Source organism: Streptomyces sp. 3214.6, from assembly GCF_900129855.1.
Classification (GTDB): domain Bacteria; phylum Actinomycetota; class Actinomycetes; order Streptomycetales; family Streptomycetaceae; genus Streptomyces; species Streptomyces soliscabiei.
The window spans coordinates 8,635,031-8,652,099 of record NZ_LT670819.1 but is presented as its reverse complement, the minus strand read 5'-3'; the positions used below and the strand labels follow the sequence as shown (position 1 = coordinate 8,652,099).

Here is a 17,069-nt window from a genome sequence, read left to right as displayed (position 1 = left end):
GTCCAGAGTGCCACGAGAGGTCACCGGGGCTCGCGTACGACGAACTCGCACCACACGCACTTGCCGCCGCCCCGCGCCTCCACGCCCCACGCGTCGCTGAGCAGGTCCACCAGCAGCAGACCGCGCCCCGAGACACCCGACTCGCCGGCCTCACGGCGGCGCGGCAGGGCGCTGGAGGAGTCCTCGACCTCGACCCGCAGCCGGCGCTCGCCGCCGGTGACCACCCGCACGGTGACGATCGCCGCGCCCTCGGTGTGCATGAGCGCGTTGGTGATCAGTTCGTCGGCGACCAGTTCGATCTCGTCGGAGCGGTCCCCGGCGCCCCAGGCGCGGACGGCCGCCCGGATCATGTGCCGGGCCTCGGCGAGGGCCTCCGGGTCGCCGGGCGCCACATGCTGCTGGAGCCGGTTCCCCGCCTGCGGGGTGTCCGGGCCGCGCCGGCGCAGCAGGAGCAGGGCGACGTCGTCGTCCCCGCCGCGTTCCTCGGCGACCTCGATGAGCTGGTCGGCGAGCTTGCGCACGTCCCCCGGTCCCGCGGCGACCATGGCGGCGAGGGCCCGCATGCCGTCGTCGACGTCGGCGCCGGGCTGCTCGACCAGACCGTCGGTGTACAGCAGCAGAGTGTGGCCGGGGTCGAGCTCGACGGTGCCGACCGGGTACTGGAGGCTGCCGAACTCGGCGGACAGACCGAGCGGCAGCCCGCCGGGCACGGAGATGCGCCGGCAGGTCCCGTCGGGAGCACGCAGCAGGGGATCGATGTGTCCCGCGCGGACCACTTGGACGACCCCGGTGGACAGGTCGGCCTCCGCGTACAGGCAGGTGGCGAAGCGGTCGGTGTCGAGCTCGTGCAGGAAGACGGAGGCCCGGGCCATCACGGTGGCCGGGGTGTGGCCCTCGGCCGCGTAGGCCCTCAGGACGATGCGCAGCTGGCCCATGACGGCGGCGGCGTGCGTGTCGTGGCCCTGGACGTCGCCGATGACGGCTCCGACCCGCCCGCCGGGCAGCGGGATCAGGTCGTACCAGTCGCCGCCGATGCCGCGGCCCAGCGAGCCGCCGATGGTGGCGGCACGGTAGCGGACGGCGACGTCGGCGCCGGCGACGCTGGGGATGGTGCGCGGCAGCATGGCCTGCTGGAGGCCCTGGGCGATGTCCCTCTCCTGCTCGTAGAACATGGCCCGTTGCAGGCTCTGCGCGATGCTGCTGCCGAGCGCGACGAGGATGTTGCGCTCCTCCGGGGTGAAGCCGTGCCGGTCGCTGTAGAGCAGGCCCATCGCGCCGATGGGCCGGGCCTGCACGATGAGCGGCAGATAGGCCGCGGAGGTGATCTTCAGATCGGTGAGGTGCGGCCACAGGACGGGGTAGCCGCCGGCGAACTCCTGCGGTGACTCGATGAAGCGGGGGGTGAGGGTGCGCACGACCTCGCTCATCGGGTACGGCTCGTCGATCCGGGTGACCAGTGTGCCGGGCACGAAGCTGCCCTCCGGCCCCTCGGCGATCAGCCGGATCCGGCCGGCCTCGACCAGACCCATGACGAGGCTGGTCGCGCCGAGATGCGTGAGGCCGTGGGTGTCCTTCAGGACGTCGATGACGTCCTGCACGGTGCGGGCGTGGGCCAGGGCCGCCGTGGTGAGCTGGACGACGTTGGTCTGTTCGCGGCGCGCGTCGTCGAGGGTGGTCTCCTCGGTGCGGGCGGCGAGGTCGCTCAGCTCGTCGGACGCGTCGCGCACGATGCCGACGATGCGGCGCGGGCGGCCCGTGTCGTCGCGCCGGATGTAGCCCTGGGTGTGGGTCCAGCGCGGGGTGCCGTCGCGCAGCCGCATCCGGAAGTAGGCGCCGTAGTTCTCGCTGCCGTCCTTGATGGCCTGGGCGATCACCTCGTCCAGCCGGCTGGCCTCGACCGGTGGGACCCGCACGGCGAGGGAGTTGGGGTCGCCGTCGTACTCCTCGGGCCGCAGGTCGAAGATCTCGTGGGCCCGGGCGTCCATGTGGAACAGCCCGGTGTCCAGGTCCCAGTCGAAGCTGCCCATCCGGTTGAGCGCCAGGATCGGGTCCGGGTGGGCGGGCCAGTCGTCCGGGAGGGACAGGGCGCTCGCTGCCCGATCAACCATGGAGCCACCTTGCCAGGGTTTGTCCGATTCTTCGACCCGGGGCCTTCAGCCGGGCATGACGTCGGACTCGTCGGGCCCGTCGGGGATCAGCCCGCCCCCGTCGGGCGGATCGGGAACCTCCGGGACGACCTCCGGGCCGATGTCGTCGGGGACGACGGGAACATCCGGGCCGGCGGGTTCGAGGGCACGGTCGAGGCCCGGATCGGCGTCGCCCTCGGCACCGGAGTCCGCCTCGGCCTCGGCGGGATCGGTCGGATCGGCGGGAGCGGCGGGAGCGGCGGGATCGATGTCGGAGGTGTCGGAGGTGTCGGAGGTGTCGGCGAACAGGTGGCCGAGGGTGTCGTCGAAGGGGTCGGTCAAGAGGACACGCCCCTCGACCGCCGGGGCGACGACCTCCGAGCCCGGCGCGGGTTCCTTCTGCCCTTCGCCGCCGCGGCCGACGACGAGGAGCGCCGCCGAGAGGGCGCAGGCGGTGATGAGGGTGGCAGTGGGTAGTCGCACGACCACTATTGTCTGCTCCACCCACCCGCGTCACGCAAACGGAACAGGGGAACACGCACGGTGACGAGGTCAGAATGGAGAAGAGGAGCGCACCGCCGTGGACTGGTTCACCGCACCCGAGTACTGGCTGAGCCGGCTGGTCTTCCAGCGGGCCCTGGCCGGTGTGTACCTGGTCGCGTTCCTGACGGCGGCGTGGCAGTTCCGGGCGCTGCTGGGTGAGCGCGGGATGCTGCCGATCCCCCGCTTCGTCGAGCGGGTGCCGTTCCGGGCGGCCCCGAGCCTGTTCCAGCTGCGCTACTCCGACCGTCTCTTCGCCGCGGTGGCCTGGACGGGCTGCGCGGTGTCGGCGGCGCTGCTGGCGGGGCTGGACGGCCGGCTGCCGCTCTGGGCCGGGATGGCGATGTGGCTGGTGCCGTGGGCGCTGTACCTGTCGATCGTGAACGTCGGTCAGACCTGGTACTCGTTCGGCTGGGAGTCCCTGCTGCTGGAGACGGGCTTCCTCGCCGTGTTCCTCGGCAACGACCAGGTGGACCCGCCGGTTCTCGTGCTCTTCCTGGTGCGCTGGGTCCTGTTCCGGGTCGAGTTCGGCGCCGGCCTGATCAAGATGCGGGGCGACGCCTGCTGGCGGAAGCTGACCTGTCTCTACCACCACCACGAGACCCAGCCGATGCCCGGCCCGCTGAGCTGGTTCTTCCACCACCTGCCCAAGCCGCTGCACCGGATCGAGGTGGCCGCGAACCACTTCACCCAACTCGTGGTGCCGTTCCTGTTGTTCACCCCGCAGCCGGTCGCCACGGCAGCCGCGTCCCTGATGATCCTCACCCAGTTGTGGCTGGTGCTGTCGGGCAACTTCTCGTGGCTGAACTGGATCGCCATCGTCCTGGCCGTGCCCGCGCTCGCCCTCCCCACCGGCCATCGGTCGGGCCCCGTCGCACCGCTCTGGTTCGAGATCGTGGTCCTCGCCGCGGCAGCGCTTCTGCTGTTCCTCAGCTACCACCCGGTGGTCAACATGCTCTCCCGTCGCCAGGTGATGAACCGCTCCTTCGACCCGCTGCACCTGGTCAACACCTACGGCGCGTTCGGCAGCGTGAGCCGGATCCGCTACGAGGTGGTGGTCGAGGGCACCCTCGACGACGTGCCGCGCGAGGAGTCCGACTGGCGGGAGTACGAGTTCAAGGGCAAACCGGGCGATCCGCGGCGCTGGCCGCGTCAGTTCGCCCCCTACCATCTGCGCCTGGACTGGCTGATGTGGTTCGCCGCGCTCTCCCCCGCGTACGCCGGGCCGTGGTTCGGCGCGATGGTGGAGCGGTTGCTGGAGAACGACCGCGACACCCTGAGACTGCTACGCCGTTCCCCGTTCCCGCCCGACGAGCCGCCGCGCCACATCCGCGCCCGCCTCTTCCGCTACCGCTACACGACCTGGCGTGAGCTGCGGGAGACGGGCGCATGCTGGGAGCGGACGTATGTGCGGGAGTATCTGCCGCCGACCCGGCTGGCCAGGGTCTCTCAGAGGTCGTAGACGCGCACGGCCGTGGCCTCGAAGATCTGGGCGTGGTCTTGTGGGTCGATCAACTTCCGTGCCACGTCGACGACTTCGCCGTACGACGCGGTCGGCGTGCACACCGGCCAGTCCGAGCCGAACATCAACCGGGCCGGTCCGAAGGCCTCCAGCACCGTGTGGGCGTACGGGCGCAGGTCGTGGACGCTCCAGGAGGAGGGGTCGGCCTCGGTGACCATGCCGGAGAACTTGCAGACCGTGTTGGGCAGCGCGGCGAGGGTCCTGATGTCGAGGGCCCAGGGCTCCAGCGCTCCGGAGGCGATGGGCGGCTTTCCCAAGTGGTCGAGGACGAAGGTGAGTTCGGGCAGGGCGGCGGCCGCCTTGGTGCAGGCCGGTAGCTGGTGGGGCAGCACGATCAGGTCGTAGACCAGCCCCGCGTCAGCGACGGCGGCGAGAGCGCGCCGTACGTCGGCCCGCAGCAGCCACTCCGGGTCCGGCTCGCCCTGGACCTGGTGCCGGACGCCCTTGAGGTACCGGCCGCCGGGGAGCTCCCGCAGCCGGGCCAGTTCGTCGGCGACGTCCGGGCGGGTCAGGTCGGTCCACCCGACGACGCCCGCGATCAGCCCGTGCCCGGCCGCGAGGGCGAGGAACTCGGGGGTCTCCTCGGCCACGGTGACCGTCTGGACGAGGACGGTACGGTCGACCCCGGCCGCGCGGGCCTCGGGCAACAGGTCCTCGACGGCGAAGTCCCGCCGCAGCGGGCTGCCTTCGGCGATCCAGTCCTGGTCCCGCACCGACAGGTCCCAGACGTGATGGTGGGCGTCGACGGTCATGGCAGCTCCCAGACGACCGGCAGGCCCGCGCCGGCTCCCTCGTCGGAGTAGTCGTGCACCACGTCGAGCAGCTCGGCCATCCGCGCCTGCCACACCATGTTGACCGGCAGCTTCTCCAGCTCGGCGAGGAGGCGTGCGTAGTCCTCGCACTCCAGGACGTGGAACAGATCGGTGCCGCTGCGCCAGATCGTCCAGGAGGTGGCACCGGCCGCTCGGATGGCGTCCGTGAGTTCCTTCGGCACCTCCCGGTGCGCGGCCTCGTACTCGGCGATCCGGTCGGTGCGGACCTTGGTGTGCAGGGCGATCCTCATGACGACTCCTGGGAGGGCAACAGACCGGTGTCCCGCAGCTCGTCCCAGAGGGCGGCCGGGACGGGGGCGGCGAACTGCTCGGCGCAGTCCTCGGCCTCGGCCGGCGAGCGGGCGCCGACCAGGACGCTCGCGACCGCCGGATGGGCGGCGCAGAAGGCCAGGGCGGCGGCGCGCAGGGTGACGCCGTGCCGGTCGGCGACCTCCTTCATACGCAGGGCCGTCTCCAGCAACTCGGCCGGCGCCTGCCCGTAGTTGTACGTCGCTCCGGGCCTCGGGTCGGCCAGCAGGCCCGAGTTGAAGGCGCCGCCGATGACCACCGACACGCCCCGTTCGACGGCCGCGGGCAGCAGTTCGGCGCGGGCGCGCTGGTCGAGCAGGGTGTAGCGGCCCGCGCAGAGCACCACGTCCACGTCGGTCTCGCGGACGAACCGGGTGAGCATCTCGGCCTGGTTCATCCCGGCGCCGATCGCGCCCACCACCCCCTCCGAGCGCAGCTTCTCCAGGGCGGGATAGCCCTCGCGGAAGGCCTGTTCGGCGTGGTCGTCGGGGTCGTGCAGGTACACGATGTCGACGCGGTCGAGACCGAGCCGTTCGAGGGATGCCTCCAGGGAGCGGCGTACGCCGTCGGCGCTGAAGTCCCACACCCGCCGATGGGTGGCGGGCACCGCGAAGCCGTTGGCCAGGTCGTCGCCGACCGGCGGGTCCACGGGTTCCAGACGGCGGCCGACCTTCGTGGAGACCGTGTACTGCGCCCGCGGGAAGTCCCGCAGGGCGGCGCCGAGGCGCCGCTCCGACAGGCCCAGCCCGTAGTGCGGCGCGGTGTCGAAGTAACGCACGCCCCGCCGCCAGGCGGCGGTCACGGTGTCGTACGCCTGCTCGTCGGTGACCTCGGAGAAGAGGTTGGCGAGGGCCGCGGCGCCGAGGCCGAGTGCGGTGACCTGCACGCCGCTGCGGCCGAGGCCGGTCATCGGGGGTCCGCCGGGCGCAGCCGCAGGCCCTGCATGCCGCCGTCGACGGCGAGGGAGGTGCCGGTGGTGGCGCCGGACAGGGGGCTCGCCAAGTAGGCGATGGCGCCCGCGACTTCGGCCGCGCTGACCAGGCGGCCGGTGGGCTGGCGGGCCTCCAGGGCGGCGCGCTCGGCGGCCGGGTCGTCGGCCACGTCGAGCAGTCGGCCGACCCACGGGGTGTCCGCGGTGCCGGGGTTGACGCAGTTGACGCGGATCCCCTCACCCACGTGGTCGGCGGCCATGGCGAGGGTGAGCGCGTACACGGCGCCCTTGGCCGCGCTGTACAGGGCCCGCTGCGGCAGGCCCACGGTGGCGGCGATGGAGCAGGTGTTGACGATCACCGCGTGCGCGGAGCGCCTCAGGTGCGGCAGGGCGGCGCGGGCCGTGCGGACCATGCCGACGACGTCGATGTCGAGGACGCGGTGCCATTCGGCGTCGTCGTTGTCCTCCACAGTGCCCTGGGCGCCGATGCCCGCGTTGTTGACCAGGACGTCCAGCCCGCCGAGGTCGGTGACGGCGGCCGCGACCGCCTCCCGCACCGAGGCGTCGTCGCCGACATCGGCCCGGTAGCCGAGCAGCGGCTTTTCCACGCCCGACACGTCCAGGTCGAGGACGGCGACCCGGGCGCCGCGCTCGGCCAGGAGCTGTGCGGTCGCCCGGCCGATGCCGGAGCCGCCCCCCGTCACCAGGGCCGTCAGCCCTTCGAAGTCGCTCACGCCGCCTTCTCCTTCCGGCTCTTGAGGCTGGCGGTCCAGCAGTCGCCGCCGGGATACCCGTACCGCGGCCGCCCGACCGGTCCGGCGTCGGACTGGTCCGGGGCTGTCGGTCTGGCGGACGATCCAACGGTTGACGCATATTTATCAGACCACTTCGCCTCGACAACACCCTTCGAGAGGAGATTCGGCTGCATTATTGCCTCAAGTGGTCCGACCACCTCCCTGGCTGGACTGCGGCGCATCAGCGACAGGAGAGGCCCCGTGGAAGACACCCCGTCCAGCGCGCACGCCCCCAGGGGCACGGTGACACAGCGCGCCATCGAGCGCATCAAGGCGATGATCGCCGACGGTCTGCTGGAGCCGGGTCAGCGGCTGCCCACCGAGCGGGACCTCGCGGCGCAGCTGGGCATCTCCCGCAGTTCGATGCGTGAGGCGATCCGCGCGCTCACGGTCCTGGGCGTGCTGGAGGCCCGGCACGGTTCGGGCATCTACGTCACCGCGTTGAGGGCCGGTGATCTGCTGGAGACGTTCGGGGTGGTGGCCGACCTCTCGCGGGGTCCGCGTCTGGTCGAGTTGCTCCAGGTGCGCCGGATCCTGGAGTCGACGGCGACGGCACTGGCCGCGGCCCGCATCACCTCGGAGGAACTGGCCGTCGTGGCCGGGCACTTGGCGGCGATGAACGCCACGGACGACCCGGAGGAGATCCTCGCCCACGATCTCGCCTTCCACCGTGCGATCGCGACGGCCGCCGGCAACGAGACGATGGCGGCGATCCTGGACGGCCTGTCCTCGCGCACGTTCCGGGCCCGTGTCTGGCGCGGCTACCAGCAGGAGGGCGCGTTCGCCCGTACGCGCCGCGAGCACGCGGCGATCCACCGCGCCCTGGCCGCCCGCGACCCGGAGGCCGCGCGGGCGGCGGCGGCCGCGCACGTGGGTGAGGTGGAGGAGTGGCTGAGAGCCCAGGTGAGCCTGTGACCGGCCCACACCAGCCCGGCCCACACCAGCCCGACCCTCACGCGCCCGACCTTCACGCGCCCGGGACCCGCGCGGCCGGGACCCGCGCGACTGAGATCCGTGGGGCTGAGATCCGCAGGGCGTACGGTCGCCCCTCGACGCGGCGCTCCGGGCCGGGCACAGTTCTCCCTACGCGACGTACTCGCGAGTAGCGCACGCACACCGAGGGAGCTGCCTGTGACCAGCTGGGCCGGCCGGACCGCCGTCGAGATCGCCGCCGCCGTGCGGGAGAAGCAGGTCACCCCGCGTGAGGTGGTGGCGGAGCATCTCGCGCGGATCGAGCGGCTGGACGGCCGGATCGGTGCGTTCCGTGCGGTGCGGGCGCGGGCGGCGCTCGCCGAGGCGGACGAGGTGGCAGCCCGCGGCGACCTGGCCGCTCTGCCGCTGGCCGGGGTTCCGGTGGCGGTCAAGGACAACCTGGCCGTGCGGGGCGAGTCCACCCGCGTCGGCTCGGCCGCGACGCCGGACACCCCGGCCGGCGCCGACCATGTCACCGTGGCCCTGCTGCGGGCGGCCGGTGCGGTGGTGGTGGGTCTGACGAACGTGCCGGAGCTGTGTGTCTTCGGCACCACGGAGGGCGTCCACGGCACCGCCCGCAACCCGTGGGACACCTCGCGCACGGCCGGCGGCTCGTCCGGCGGCAGCGCCGCCGCGGTCGCCGCCGGGATGGTGCCCATCGCGCTGGGCAACGACGGCATGGGGTCCCTGCGCATACCGGCGGCCAACTGTGGCCTGGTGACCATCAAACCGGGCCACGGCGTCGTCCCGGCCGGGATCGGGGACGGCGACTGGTTCGGGATGTCGGAGAACGGCCCGCTGGCGACGACGGTCGGGGACGCTCGGCTGATGCTCTCGGTCCTGGCCGGCACCGACGCCGACGCCGTCCGGGCCGGGGAACTGGGGGCGCTGAAGATCGCCGTCTCGGTGCGCAGCCCGCTGGCCGGGGTCGCGGTGAGCGGGCCGTACACGAGCGCGGCGCGGGAGGCGGCCGGGGTGCTGGTGCGGGCGGGACATCATGTGGAGCGGGCCGAGCCGCCGTACCCGCTGTCGCTGAGCATGACCTCGCTCGCGCACTGGACGGCGGGCACGGCGGTGGACGCCGCGCCGCTCGACCCGCGCCTGTTGACCCGGCGCACCCGGGTGCACGCGGCCCTCGGCCGGCGCTTCATGAACGGGGTGCGCGACGGCTCGGCGCGGCAGGAACTGCGCCGCCGCCTGGAGCCGTTCTTCGCGGAGTACGACGTGCTGCTCACACCGGCGCTGGCGCGACGGTCGCCGAAGGCGGCGGCGTGGCACGAGCGGGGCTGGCTGCGCAACATCCTGGTGAACACGAACTACTCGCCGCTGACCCCGCCGTGGAACCTGACCGGCTGGCCCGCGATGGCGGTGCCCTTCGGCACGCTGCCGTCGGGCGCTCCCGCGGCCGTGCAACTGGTGGGCCGGCCGGGGTCGGAGGGCGAACTGCTGCGGGTGGCGGAGCAGTTGGAGAACCTGCGTCCGTGGCGGCGGACGGCGCCGCTCGACTGAGCGAGGGGACGGCGACGCGGACAGCGGCCCGAGGCGGCCGGGAGAGCAGGGGGCTCGGCATGGGCGTGCCGGGTGCACGCCCATGCGGTGAGCGATCGCGAGCGGGTCAGTCCACGCTGGGCAGGATGTGGGGCTCGGCGAGGTCGTCCTCGTAGCCTGCCAGGCGGATCGGGGCGGAGCGGGCCCACACGTCGAGGCTGCCGATCTCGCCGGGCCTGCGGCCGGCCCGCTCCGGGCGTTCCTTGGGGCGTTGCTCGCGATTCGTCTTCTCCGGTGTCACCGCGCACTCCTTATGTGTCGGGTCACCCTCGGGGCGTGCCGACCAGTCTGCGGTCCGGCACCTGACGCTCCCTCGGGTCTGGCTCAAGTCGGTCAAGGACGCGGTGGCGCCGGCAACTCCTGTGGAGAGCAGGCCGTTGTGAAGCGGCTTGTCCCATGACGGACTGCGGGTGTGGGTGGCACTCCGTTTTGTCGTCCGTCCGCTACAGGGTAACCAAATGAGCGGGGGCCCGCTCGATAGGGCTGAAGATTTGAGGTAACCATGGGAAGCCACTCTCAGCTCTTCGTAGGAGAATTGAACACTTTTACCCCCTTACGCACCTTTTGGATTCGCCCGTCCGGGCTACGGCAGCGCAGTTCAAGTCCCGTTCGTCCGATCGCAAGCCGGCCATGATCTGCTGGTGTCCGGCAACGGCTGTCTCGCGGAAGGACAGACGCATGGAGCTGCGCAGCGTCGAGGAGCTGATGGACCTGCTGTACGCCTGCCGGGGCGTACGTGACACGACGGGCCGCGGTGGACCCGGCGTCGACCTGCACGATCACGCGCTGCAGACGGCCGCTCTGCTGCGCCGAAGCCGCCCCGCCGACAAGGAGCTCCAGCTCACCGGGCTGGTCCACCCCATCGGCCATCTCCTGTGCCCCACCGACTCCGCCGGCCGCTCGGAGCGCGCCGCCGACGCCGTACGCCCGCTGCTCGGCCCTCGTGTCTCCCGCCTCGTCGCTCTGCACCCCTGGCTCGGCGCACCCGCCGACGACGACCTGCTCAGCCTGCGCCAGGCCGACGAGGACGGCCGCGTCGCCGGGTTCGACGCGGGTGTGCTGGAGGACTGGCGCACGGTCCTGGAACTGGTGGCGGCCCGCACCTCACGTCTCGGGGCTGTCGACTGACGGCCCACCGTGAGACCGTACGCCGATGACGTCGTCGCATGCGTTACGAGGCAGGGCCGCAGTCGTCACGGGCGCCACGCGGGGCATCGGCCTGGCGGTGGCACGGGCGCTCGCGGAGGCCGGGGCACGGGTGTGTGTCAGCTCGCGGAACGCGGACGAGGTGCGGCGGACCGCCGCGGAGCTGGGCGGGGTGGGCCTGGCCGGCAGCGTCGGGGACCCCGGTCACCCCGAGGAACTGACGGGCCTGTGTCTGAGTGAGTTCGGCCGGCTGGACGTCCTGGTCAACAACGCGGCGACGAACCAGCCCTACGGCCCGCTCATGGACGCCGACCCGCTGGTATGGCGTGAGGCGTTCACGGTGAACGTCGAGGCGCCGCTACGGCTCGTGCAGTGCGCGTGGCGGGGCTGGATGCGCGAGCACGGCGGTGCGGTCGTCACCCTCTGCACGGAGGGCGCGACCCATGTGGGGCCGGGCGTCGGCGCCTACGGCACCAGCAAGGCGGCCCTCCTGCACCTCACGCAACAGCTCGCGGGCGAGCTGGGGCCGGGGGTGAGGGTCAACTCCGTCTCCCCCGGACTGGTGCGGACCGAGATGGCCCGCTTCATGTGGGAGCCCAGGGAGGAGGAGATCGCCGCGGGACTGCCCCTGGGCAGGATCGGCGAGCCGGACGACGTGGCGAGGGCGGTGGTGTGGCTGGCGTCGGACGAGGCGAAGTGGATCACGGGTACGGACCTGGTGGTGGACGGCGGCACGAGAGTACGGGCGGCGAGCACCGCGCCTCAGGGGCGCGGGGCCGCGTCGCTCGGCGGCTTCGCCGCGGCCCGCGACCAGCCGCCACGACCGGCGCCCACCCATCGGGCGTAGCCGGCCCTACCACTTGCCGGGCGCGTAGTCCTTCAAGAAGACCCCGTACACGTCCTCCCCCGCCTCACCCCGCACGACCGGGTCGTACACACGAGCCGCCCCGTCCACCAGGTCGAGCGGCGCATGGAACCCCTCCTCGGCAAGCCGCAGCTTGTCGTAGTGGGGCCGCTCGTCGGTGATCCACCCGGTGTCGACGGAGGTCATGAGGATGCCGTCGGCCTGGAACATCTCCTGCGCGCTGGTCCGCGTGACCATGTTCATCGCGGCCTTGGCGGCATTCGTGTTGGGGTGCCCCGCGCCCTTGTACCCGCGGCCGAAGACCCCCTCCATCGCCGAGACGTTCACGACGTACGCCCGCCCGCTCGTCGCCGCACGGGCGGCCGCGGCCATGGCCGGCCGCAGCTTGCTGATCAGGATGAACGGCGCCGTGTAGTTGCACAGCTGGGTCTCCAGGAGCTCCACCGGGGAGATCTGCTCGATGGTCTGCACCCAGGTGTTGGTGTCGACGACGTCGGGAACCAGGCCGCCCGCGTCGATGGCGGTGCCGTCGAGGTGCCGGGCGACGCTGGCGTTGCCCGCGACCAGGGCGAGGTCGGCGACCTGCTGCGCGTCGAGGCCGCTGATGCCGACGGGCAGCGCGGCCAGGCCGTCGACCGCGCCGGAGCCGAAGGCGCCGATCACGTGGTGGGCGGGGAGCTCACCGGCGGGCAGCGGGGCGCTCTCGCCCTCGACCAGGGCGGCGTAGGCGGACGGCAGCCGGCGTACGGTCTGGGTCGCGTTGTTGATCAGGACGTCGAGCGGGCCCGCCTCGGCGACCTGGTCGGCGAGGGCCACGGCCTGCGCCGGGTCGCGCAGGTCGATGCCGACGACCTCCAGGCGGTGCATCCAGTCCGCCGAGTCGTCCATGGCCTTGAAGCGGCGGATGGCGTCCTTGGGGAAGCGCGTGGTGATCGTCGTGTGCGCGCCGTCGCGCAGCAGCCGCAGCGCGATGTACATGCCGATCTTGGCGCGGCCGCCGGTGAGCAGGGCGCGCTTGCCGGTGAGGTCGGCGCGGGCGTCGCGCTTGGCGCGGTTCAGGTCCGCGCAGTCCGGACAGAGCTGGTGGTAGAAGTAGTCGACCTCGACGTACCGGGTCTTGCAGGTGTAGCAGGAGCGCGGGCGCTGGAGTATCCCCGCGACCCGGCCCTCCTCGGTGATCGACGACGGGAGGATGCCCTCGGTCTCGTCGTCGATGCGCTGGGCGGAGCCGGTCGCCGTGGCCTCCGTGACCGCCTTGTCGTGGGCGGTCTTGGCGGCCCGGCGCTCCTGGCGACGGCGCTGCTTCACGGTGCGGTAGATGCCGGCGGTGGCGCGGCGCACGGCGATCGCGTCGGGGTGGTCGACGTCCAGCTTGTCGAGCTCCTCCAGCACGGAGAGGCAGAGGGCGAGCCGCTCCGGGTCGATGCCGGGCCCGTACACGACCTCGCCCACGACCTCCTCCGTGACCGCCGTCGAGCCGTCCTCTGTCACCGTCATCGCGCTGCCGCTTCCCTGATCACCCGTGCGGCGCTCCGACCGCGCCCGCCTCGAACAGGGAATTTTACGGAGCGCCGGGCCCCTCCTCCAAACCCGTTCCCGTCAAGAGCCGCAGGCCGTGATGAGCGTCTCCACCTCGGCGGTCAGCGCGCGGGCGAACCGGTCGAGATCGGGGACGGCCTCGGCGTCGGCGACGAGCCCGTAGTGGACACGGCCGCGGTAGGTCGAGACGGCGACCGCCAGGGCTTGGCCGCGGGCCAGCGGGGCGTACGGGAAGACCTCGGTCACCGGGTTCCCGCCGAGCTTCAGGCCGAGGCTGGGCAGGGGGACGCTCGTGACGAGGATGTCGAACCAGAGCCGGGCGGCCTGGCCGGCCAGCGGACCGCCGAGGCGGTGGCCGAGGGCCGGGACGTGGTCGGCGAGCAGGGCGACGGCGCCGGCGCCCCGGCCGGGTCCCGCCTCCTTGTTGCGGTCCATGGCGGTGCGGACCGTGCCGAGACGGCGCAGCGGGTCCGGGTCGTCGACAGGAAGCCGTATCAGGTACCCGGAGAGCCGGTTGCCCTGCGGGTGGGCGGTGCGCGGGCGGCGCTTGGAGACGGGGATGAGGGCGCGGGGGACGACGCCCTCGCTGCCGTCGCCGCGTTCGTCGAGCCAGCGGCGCAGCGCCCCGGCGACGACCGCGATCAGCACGTCGTTGACGGTGCCGCCCTCGGCCTTGCGGATCCGGTGCACGTCGTCGAGGTCGATGACGACGCCGGCGGTGCGGCGGGTGCCGGTGGGCCGGGCGGTGAGGGCGGGCGTGGGGCGCATGCCCAGGGTGTGCACGGCGACGGAGGCGCCGATGTCGAGGGCGCGGCCCACGTCGGAGACGGCCCCGCGCAGCAGACCGGGCAGCCTGCGCACGTCGGGGAGGCGCCCGCGCGGCGGCTCGGCGGGGCGGGGCCGGGGCGCGGGCAGGTCCATGGGGTCAAGGACGGCCGCGGCCAGCGTCAGGGCGCGCAGGCCGTCGGCGAGGGCGTGGTGGAACTTGAAGAGCACGGCGAAGGAGACGCCGTCCGCTCCCGGTAGCACGTGTGCCTCCCAGGGCGGGCGGCCGCGCTCCAGAGGCCGCTGCATGAGCCGGCCGGCCTCGGTCTGGAAGTCGGCGGTGGGGGCGTGCAGGGTGACGTGGTGGACGGGGTCGAAGTCGGGGTCCGGCTCCCGGGTCGCGCCGCCGAAGGCGAGCGCGCCGCGCAGGTCGAGGGGCCGGCCGGCGTCGAAGGGCCGCCACAGGTCCCGGATCCGCATGCGCAGCCCGGGGACGGCGGCCGCGCGGGCGGCGAGCAGGTCGGCCGCGTGGGCTCCCGCGGTGGGCGAGTGCGCCGCGAAGACGCCGAGCGCCCCCAGGTGCATGGGGTGCTCGGCCGACTCGAGGTTCCAGAACGCCAGGTCGAGGGGTGCCAGCAGATCATCAGCAGTCAAGGACTTGCCTCGCAACGACGAAGGGTGAGGCAAGCAGTCAAGCGCGCCCAGGCGATTACGGTCAAGTACGATCAGACTACGTACAGTTAACAAGCCGTTAAGTTCAGGACACCCGCTGGCCCTTTCCCAGGGCGATCACGCCGTTCTTGGACACCGTGTACAGCTCCGTGTCCCGCTCCGGGTTCACGCCGATGGTCGCACCCGGAGGGACCTCGACGTTCTTGTCCAGGACCGCCCCGCGCACCACCGCACCCCGTCCGATGTGGACGTTGTCGTGCAGGATCGAGCCCTGGACGACCGCTCCCGGGTCGACCACGACGCCCGGCGACAGCACCGACCGGGTCACCTGCCCGCGGATCAGACAGCCCGCACTGATGATCGACTCGCCGGCCATGCCGCCCGCGGCGAAGCGGGCCGGGGAGAGCTGACCCGAGTGGGTGTAGATCGGCCAGCTGCGGTTGTACAGGTTGAACGCGGGACGCTCGGCGATCAGGTCCATATGGGCGTCGTAGTACGCGTCGAGCGTGCCGACGTCCCGCCAGTAGCCCTGGTCGCGGCTGGTCTCGCCGGGGACGTGGTTACTGCTGAAGTCGTACAGCTGGGCCTCGCCGCGCTCGGTGAGCTGGGGCAGGATCGAGCCGCCCATGTCGTGCACGGAGTCCTCGTCCTCGGCGTCCCGCTGAAGGGCCTCGATGAGGGCCTTGGTGGTGAAGAGGTAGTTGCCCATCGAGGCGAACACGGTGTCCGGGTCGTCGGCGAGGCCGGGCGGGTCGGCGGGCTTCTCCAGGAACCGCTCGACCGTCTGGCCGTCCGAGCCCGGGGTGATCACCCCGAAGGAGGAGGACTCGCTGCGCGGGACCCGTATCCCGGCGACCGTGACACCCGCGCCGCTCTCGATGTGCTGGGTGAGCATCTGGCGCGGGTCCATGCGGTACACATGGTCGGCGCCGAACACGGCCACGTACTCGGGCCGTTCGTCGTAGACCAGGTTCAGCGACTGCAGGATGGCGTCGGCGCTGCCCAGGTACCAGCGCTTGCCGAGCCGCTGCTGGGCCGGGACCGGGGTGACGTAGTTGCCGAGCAGGCTCGACATCCGCCAGGTGGTGGTGATGTGCCGGTCCAGCGAGTGCGACTTGTACTGCGTGAGCACGCAGATGCGCAGGACGTCGGCGTTGACGAGGTTGGACAGGACGAAGTCGACGAGCCGGTATGTGCCGCCGAACGTGACTGCCGGTTTGGCGCGGTCCGCGGTCAAGGGCATGAGGCGCTTGCCCTCACCGCCCGCCAGCACGATCCCGAGTACCGAAGGCCCACCACGACGCATGGCCGCTCCCCTCACCCTGCTTGAACCATGACCTTCCCCCGTGAGGGGCGCGCTACGCCTGTTTGACGATCTCCTCGTAGAGGCGGACCGTACGCCGGGCGACGGCGTCCCAGCCGAACTCCCCCACCGCGCGCGCCCGCCCGGCCTCTCCCATGCGACGCCCGGCCGCCGGATCGCCGAGGATCGCGTCCAGGGCCCGCGCGAGGCCCGCCTCGAATCCCTCGTCCACGGTGACGAGCGTCCCGGTCACCCCGTCCTCGACGACCTCCGGGATCCCACCGACCCGGGAGGCCACGACAGGGGTGCCGCAGGCCATCGCCTCCAGGTTGACGATGCCGAGGGGCTCGTACACCGAGGGGCAGACGAACACGGCCGCGTGCGTGAGGAGTTGGATCACCTCGGGGCGCGGCAGCATCTTCGGGATCCAGTGCACCCCACCCCGGGCTCGGCTCAGCTCCGCGAAGAGATCACGGAACTCCTGGTCTATCTCCGGGGTGTCGGGCGCTCCCGCACACAGCACGACCTGCGCCGCCGGGTCGATGTCCCGCACGGCGCGCAGCAGATGGGGCACGCCCTTCTGCCGGGTGATGCGGCCGACGAACAGCACATACGGGCGATCCGGGTCGAGGCCGATCCGGGTGAGGGCGTCGGTGCCGTGGTCGGGACGGTAGAGACCGGTGTCGATGCCGTTGTGCACGACGTGGACCCGGTCCGGGGCCAGCGTCGGATAGCAGGCCAGGATGTCCTCGCGCATCGCGGAGGAGACGGCGATCACCGCGTCGGCGGCCTCCACCGCGCTTTGCTCGGCCCAGCTGGACAGGGCGTAGCCGCCGCCGAGCTGCTCGGCCTTCCAGGGCCGCAGGGGCTCCAGCGAGTGCGCGGTCACCACGTGCGGGACGCCGTACAGCTGCTTGGCGAGGTGACCACCGAGGTTGGCGTACCAGGTGTGGGAGTGGACGAGTTCGCGGCCTTCGAGGGCGGCCGCCATGGCGAGGTCCACGGAAAACGTGCGCAGCGCGTCGTTGGCTCCGTCGAGCACGGACCAGGGGCGGTGGCGCAGCACGCCGTCCGTGCGACCCTCGCCCCAGCAGTGCACGTCGAGGTCCACCAGCCGCCGCAACTCGCGGGCGAGGAACTCGACGTGGACGCCCGCTCCGCCGTACACGTCCGGGGGATACTCCCGGGTCAGCAGTCCCACTCGCACCCGGAACCCCCCAGTCTC

16 protein-coding genes are annotated in these 17,069 nt (G+C 72.5%); 5 read left to right on the top strand and 11 right to left on the bottom strand.

Annotation, left to right across the window (positions count from 1 at the left end):
- Window positions 1-20 precede the first annotated feature (20 nt).
- Entirely contained in the window at window positions 21-2,108 is a 2,088-nt protein-coding gene (locus B5557_RS39010; protein WP_079663913.1) for a SpoIIE family protein phosphatase, read from the bottom strand.
- 45 nt (window positions 2,109-2,153) lie between these two features.
- Window positions 2,154-2,609, bottom strand: a complete 456-nt coding sequence (locus B5557_RS44015) for a hypothetical protein (protein WP_159424479.1) — start codon at window positions 2,607-2,609, stop codon at window positions 2,154-2,156.
- Window positions 2,610-2,706: 97 nt separating this feature from the next.
- On the opposite strand from B5557_RS44015, the gene B5557_RS39000 reads away from it, so the two are divergent.
- Window positions 2,707-4,128, top strand: a complete 1,422-nt coding sequence (locus B5557_RS39000; protein WP_079663911.1) for a lipase maturation factor family protein — start codon at window positions 2,707-2,709, stop codon at window positions 4,126-4,128.
- On the opposite strand, the gene B5557_RS38995 is transcribed toward B5557_RS39000, so the two are convergent.
- From B5557_RS38995 to B5557_RS38980, 4 genes are read right to left on the bottom strand one after another with little or no spacing between them, the layout of a single operon-like run.
- Complete coding sequence (locus B5557_RS38995; RefSeq protein WP_079663910.1) at window positions 4,116-4,940, bottom strand: amidohydrolase family protein; 825 nt, start codon at window positions 4,938-4,940, stop codon at window positions 4,116-4,118. The two genes, B5557_RS39000 and B5557_RS38995, sit on opposite strands and share 13 nt — an antisense overlap.
- A complete protein-coding gene (locus B5557_RS38990) occupies window positions 4,937-5,251 on the bottom strand; it encodes an L-rhamnose mutarotase (RefSeq protein ID WP_079663909.1) in 315 nt (104 codons plus the stop codon). The genes B5557_RS38995 and B5557_RS38990 overlap by 4 nt, the downstream gene beginning before the upstream one ends.
- Entirely contained in the window at window positions 5,248-6,219 is a 972-nt protein-coding gene (locus tag B5557_RS38985) for an aldo/keto reductase (RefSeq protein ID WP_079663908.1), read from the bottom strand. The genes B5557_RS38990 and B5557_RS38985 overlap by 4 nt, the downstream gene beginning before the upstream one ends.
- The gene (locus tag B5557_RS38980) at window positions 6,216-6,974 is read right to left on the bottom strand and encodes an SDR family NAD(P)-dependent oxidoreductase (RefSeq protein WP_079663907.1); all 759 of its coding nucleotides are present in this window, start codon (window positions 6,972-6,974) and stop codon (window positions 6,216-6,218) included. Before B5557_RS38980 ends, B5557_RS38985 begins: the two co-directional genes overlap by 4 nt.
- A gap of 261 nt (window positions 6,975-7,235) precedes the next feature.
- On the opposite strand from B5557_RS38980, the gene B5557_RS38975 reads away from it, so the two are divergent.
- On the top strand, window positions 7,236-7,949 hold the full coding sequence (locus tag B5557_RS38975) for a FadR/GntR family transcriptional regulator (protein ID WP_079663906.1): 714 nt from the start codon (window positions 7,236-7,238) through the stop codon (window positions 7,947-7,949).
- A gap of 216 nt (window positions 7,950-8,165) precedes the next feature.
- Window positions 8,166-9,515, top strand: coding sequence for an amidase (locus B5557_RS38970; RefSeq protein WP_079663905.1), 1,350 nt, complete (start codon window positions 8,166-8,168; stop codon window positions 9,513-9,515).
- Window positions 9,516-9,621: 106 nt separating this feature from the next.
- On the opposite strand, the gene B5557_RS44370 is transcribed toward B5557_RS38970, so the two are convergent.
- On the bottom strand, window positions 9,622-9,795 hold the full coding sequence (locus B5557_RS44370) for a hypothetical protein (RefSeq protein WP_107472678.1): 174 nt from the start codon (window positions 9,793-9,795) through the stop codon (window positions 9,622-9,624).
- 437 nt (window positions 9,796-10,232) lie between these two features.
- Here B5557_RS44370 and B5557_RS38965 point away from each other — a divergent pair, with 437 nt between their 5' ends.
- Together B5557_RS38965 and B5557_RS38960 are read left to right on the top strand one after the other, a co-directional pair.
- Complete coding sequence (locus B5557_RS38965; RefSeq protein WP_079663904.1) at window positions 10,233-10,682, top strand: inositol oxygenase family protein; 450 nt, start codon at window positions 10,233-10,235, stop codon at window positions 10,680-10,682.
- Window positions 10,683-10,707: 25 nt separating this feature from the next.
- A complete protein-coding gene (locus B5557_RS38960; RefSeq protein ID WP_079663903.1) occupies window positions 10,708-11,547 on the top strand; it encodes an SDR family oxidoreductase in 840 nt (279 codons plus the stop codon).
- 6 nt (window positions 11,548-11,553) lie between these two features.
- Here B5557_RS38960 and B5557_RS38955 read toward each other — a convergent pair whose 3' ends face one another.
- The 4 genes from B5557_RS38955 to glgA form a co-directional block, all read right to left on the bottom strand.
- Window positions 11,554-13,062 (bottom strand): SDR family NAD(P)-dependent oxidoreductase, encoded by a 1,509-nt coding sequence (locus tag B5557_RS38955; protein WP_079663902.1) that lies wholly within the window; start codon window positions 13,060-13,062, stop codon window positions 11,554-11,556.
- A 102-nt stretch (window positions 13,063-13,164) separates the two neighbouring features.
- Window positions 13,165-14,523 carry a wax ester/triacylglycerol synthase family O-acyltransferase gene (locus B5557_RS38950; protein WP_079663901.1) on the bottom strand — a complete coding sequence of 453 codons (1,359 nt, stop codon included), beginning with the start codon at window positions 14,521-14,523 and terminating at the stop codon, window positions 13,165-13,167.
- A 103-nt stretch (window positions 14,524-14,626) separates the two neighbouring features.
- Entirely contained in the window at window positions 14,627-15,847 is a 1,221-nt protein-coding gene (glgC, locus tag B5557_RS38945) for a glucose-1-phosphate adenylyltransferase (RefSeq protein ID WP_079663900.1), read from the bottom strand.
- 52 nt (window positions 15,848-15,899) lie between these two features.
- Window positions 15,900-17,051, bottom strand: a complete 1,152-nt coding sequence (glgA, locus tag B5557_RS38940) for a glycogen synthase (RefSeq protein ID WP_079663899.1) — start codon at window positions 17,049-17,051, stop codon at window positions 15,900-15,902.
- Window positions 17,052-17,069: the final 18 nt, after the last annotated feature.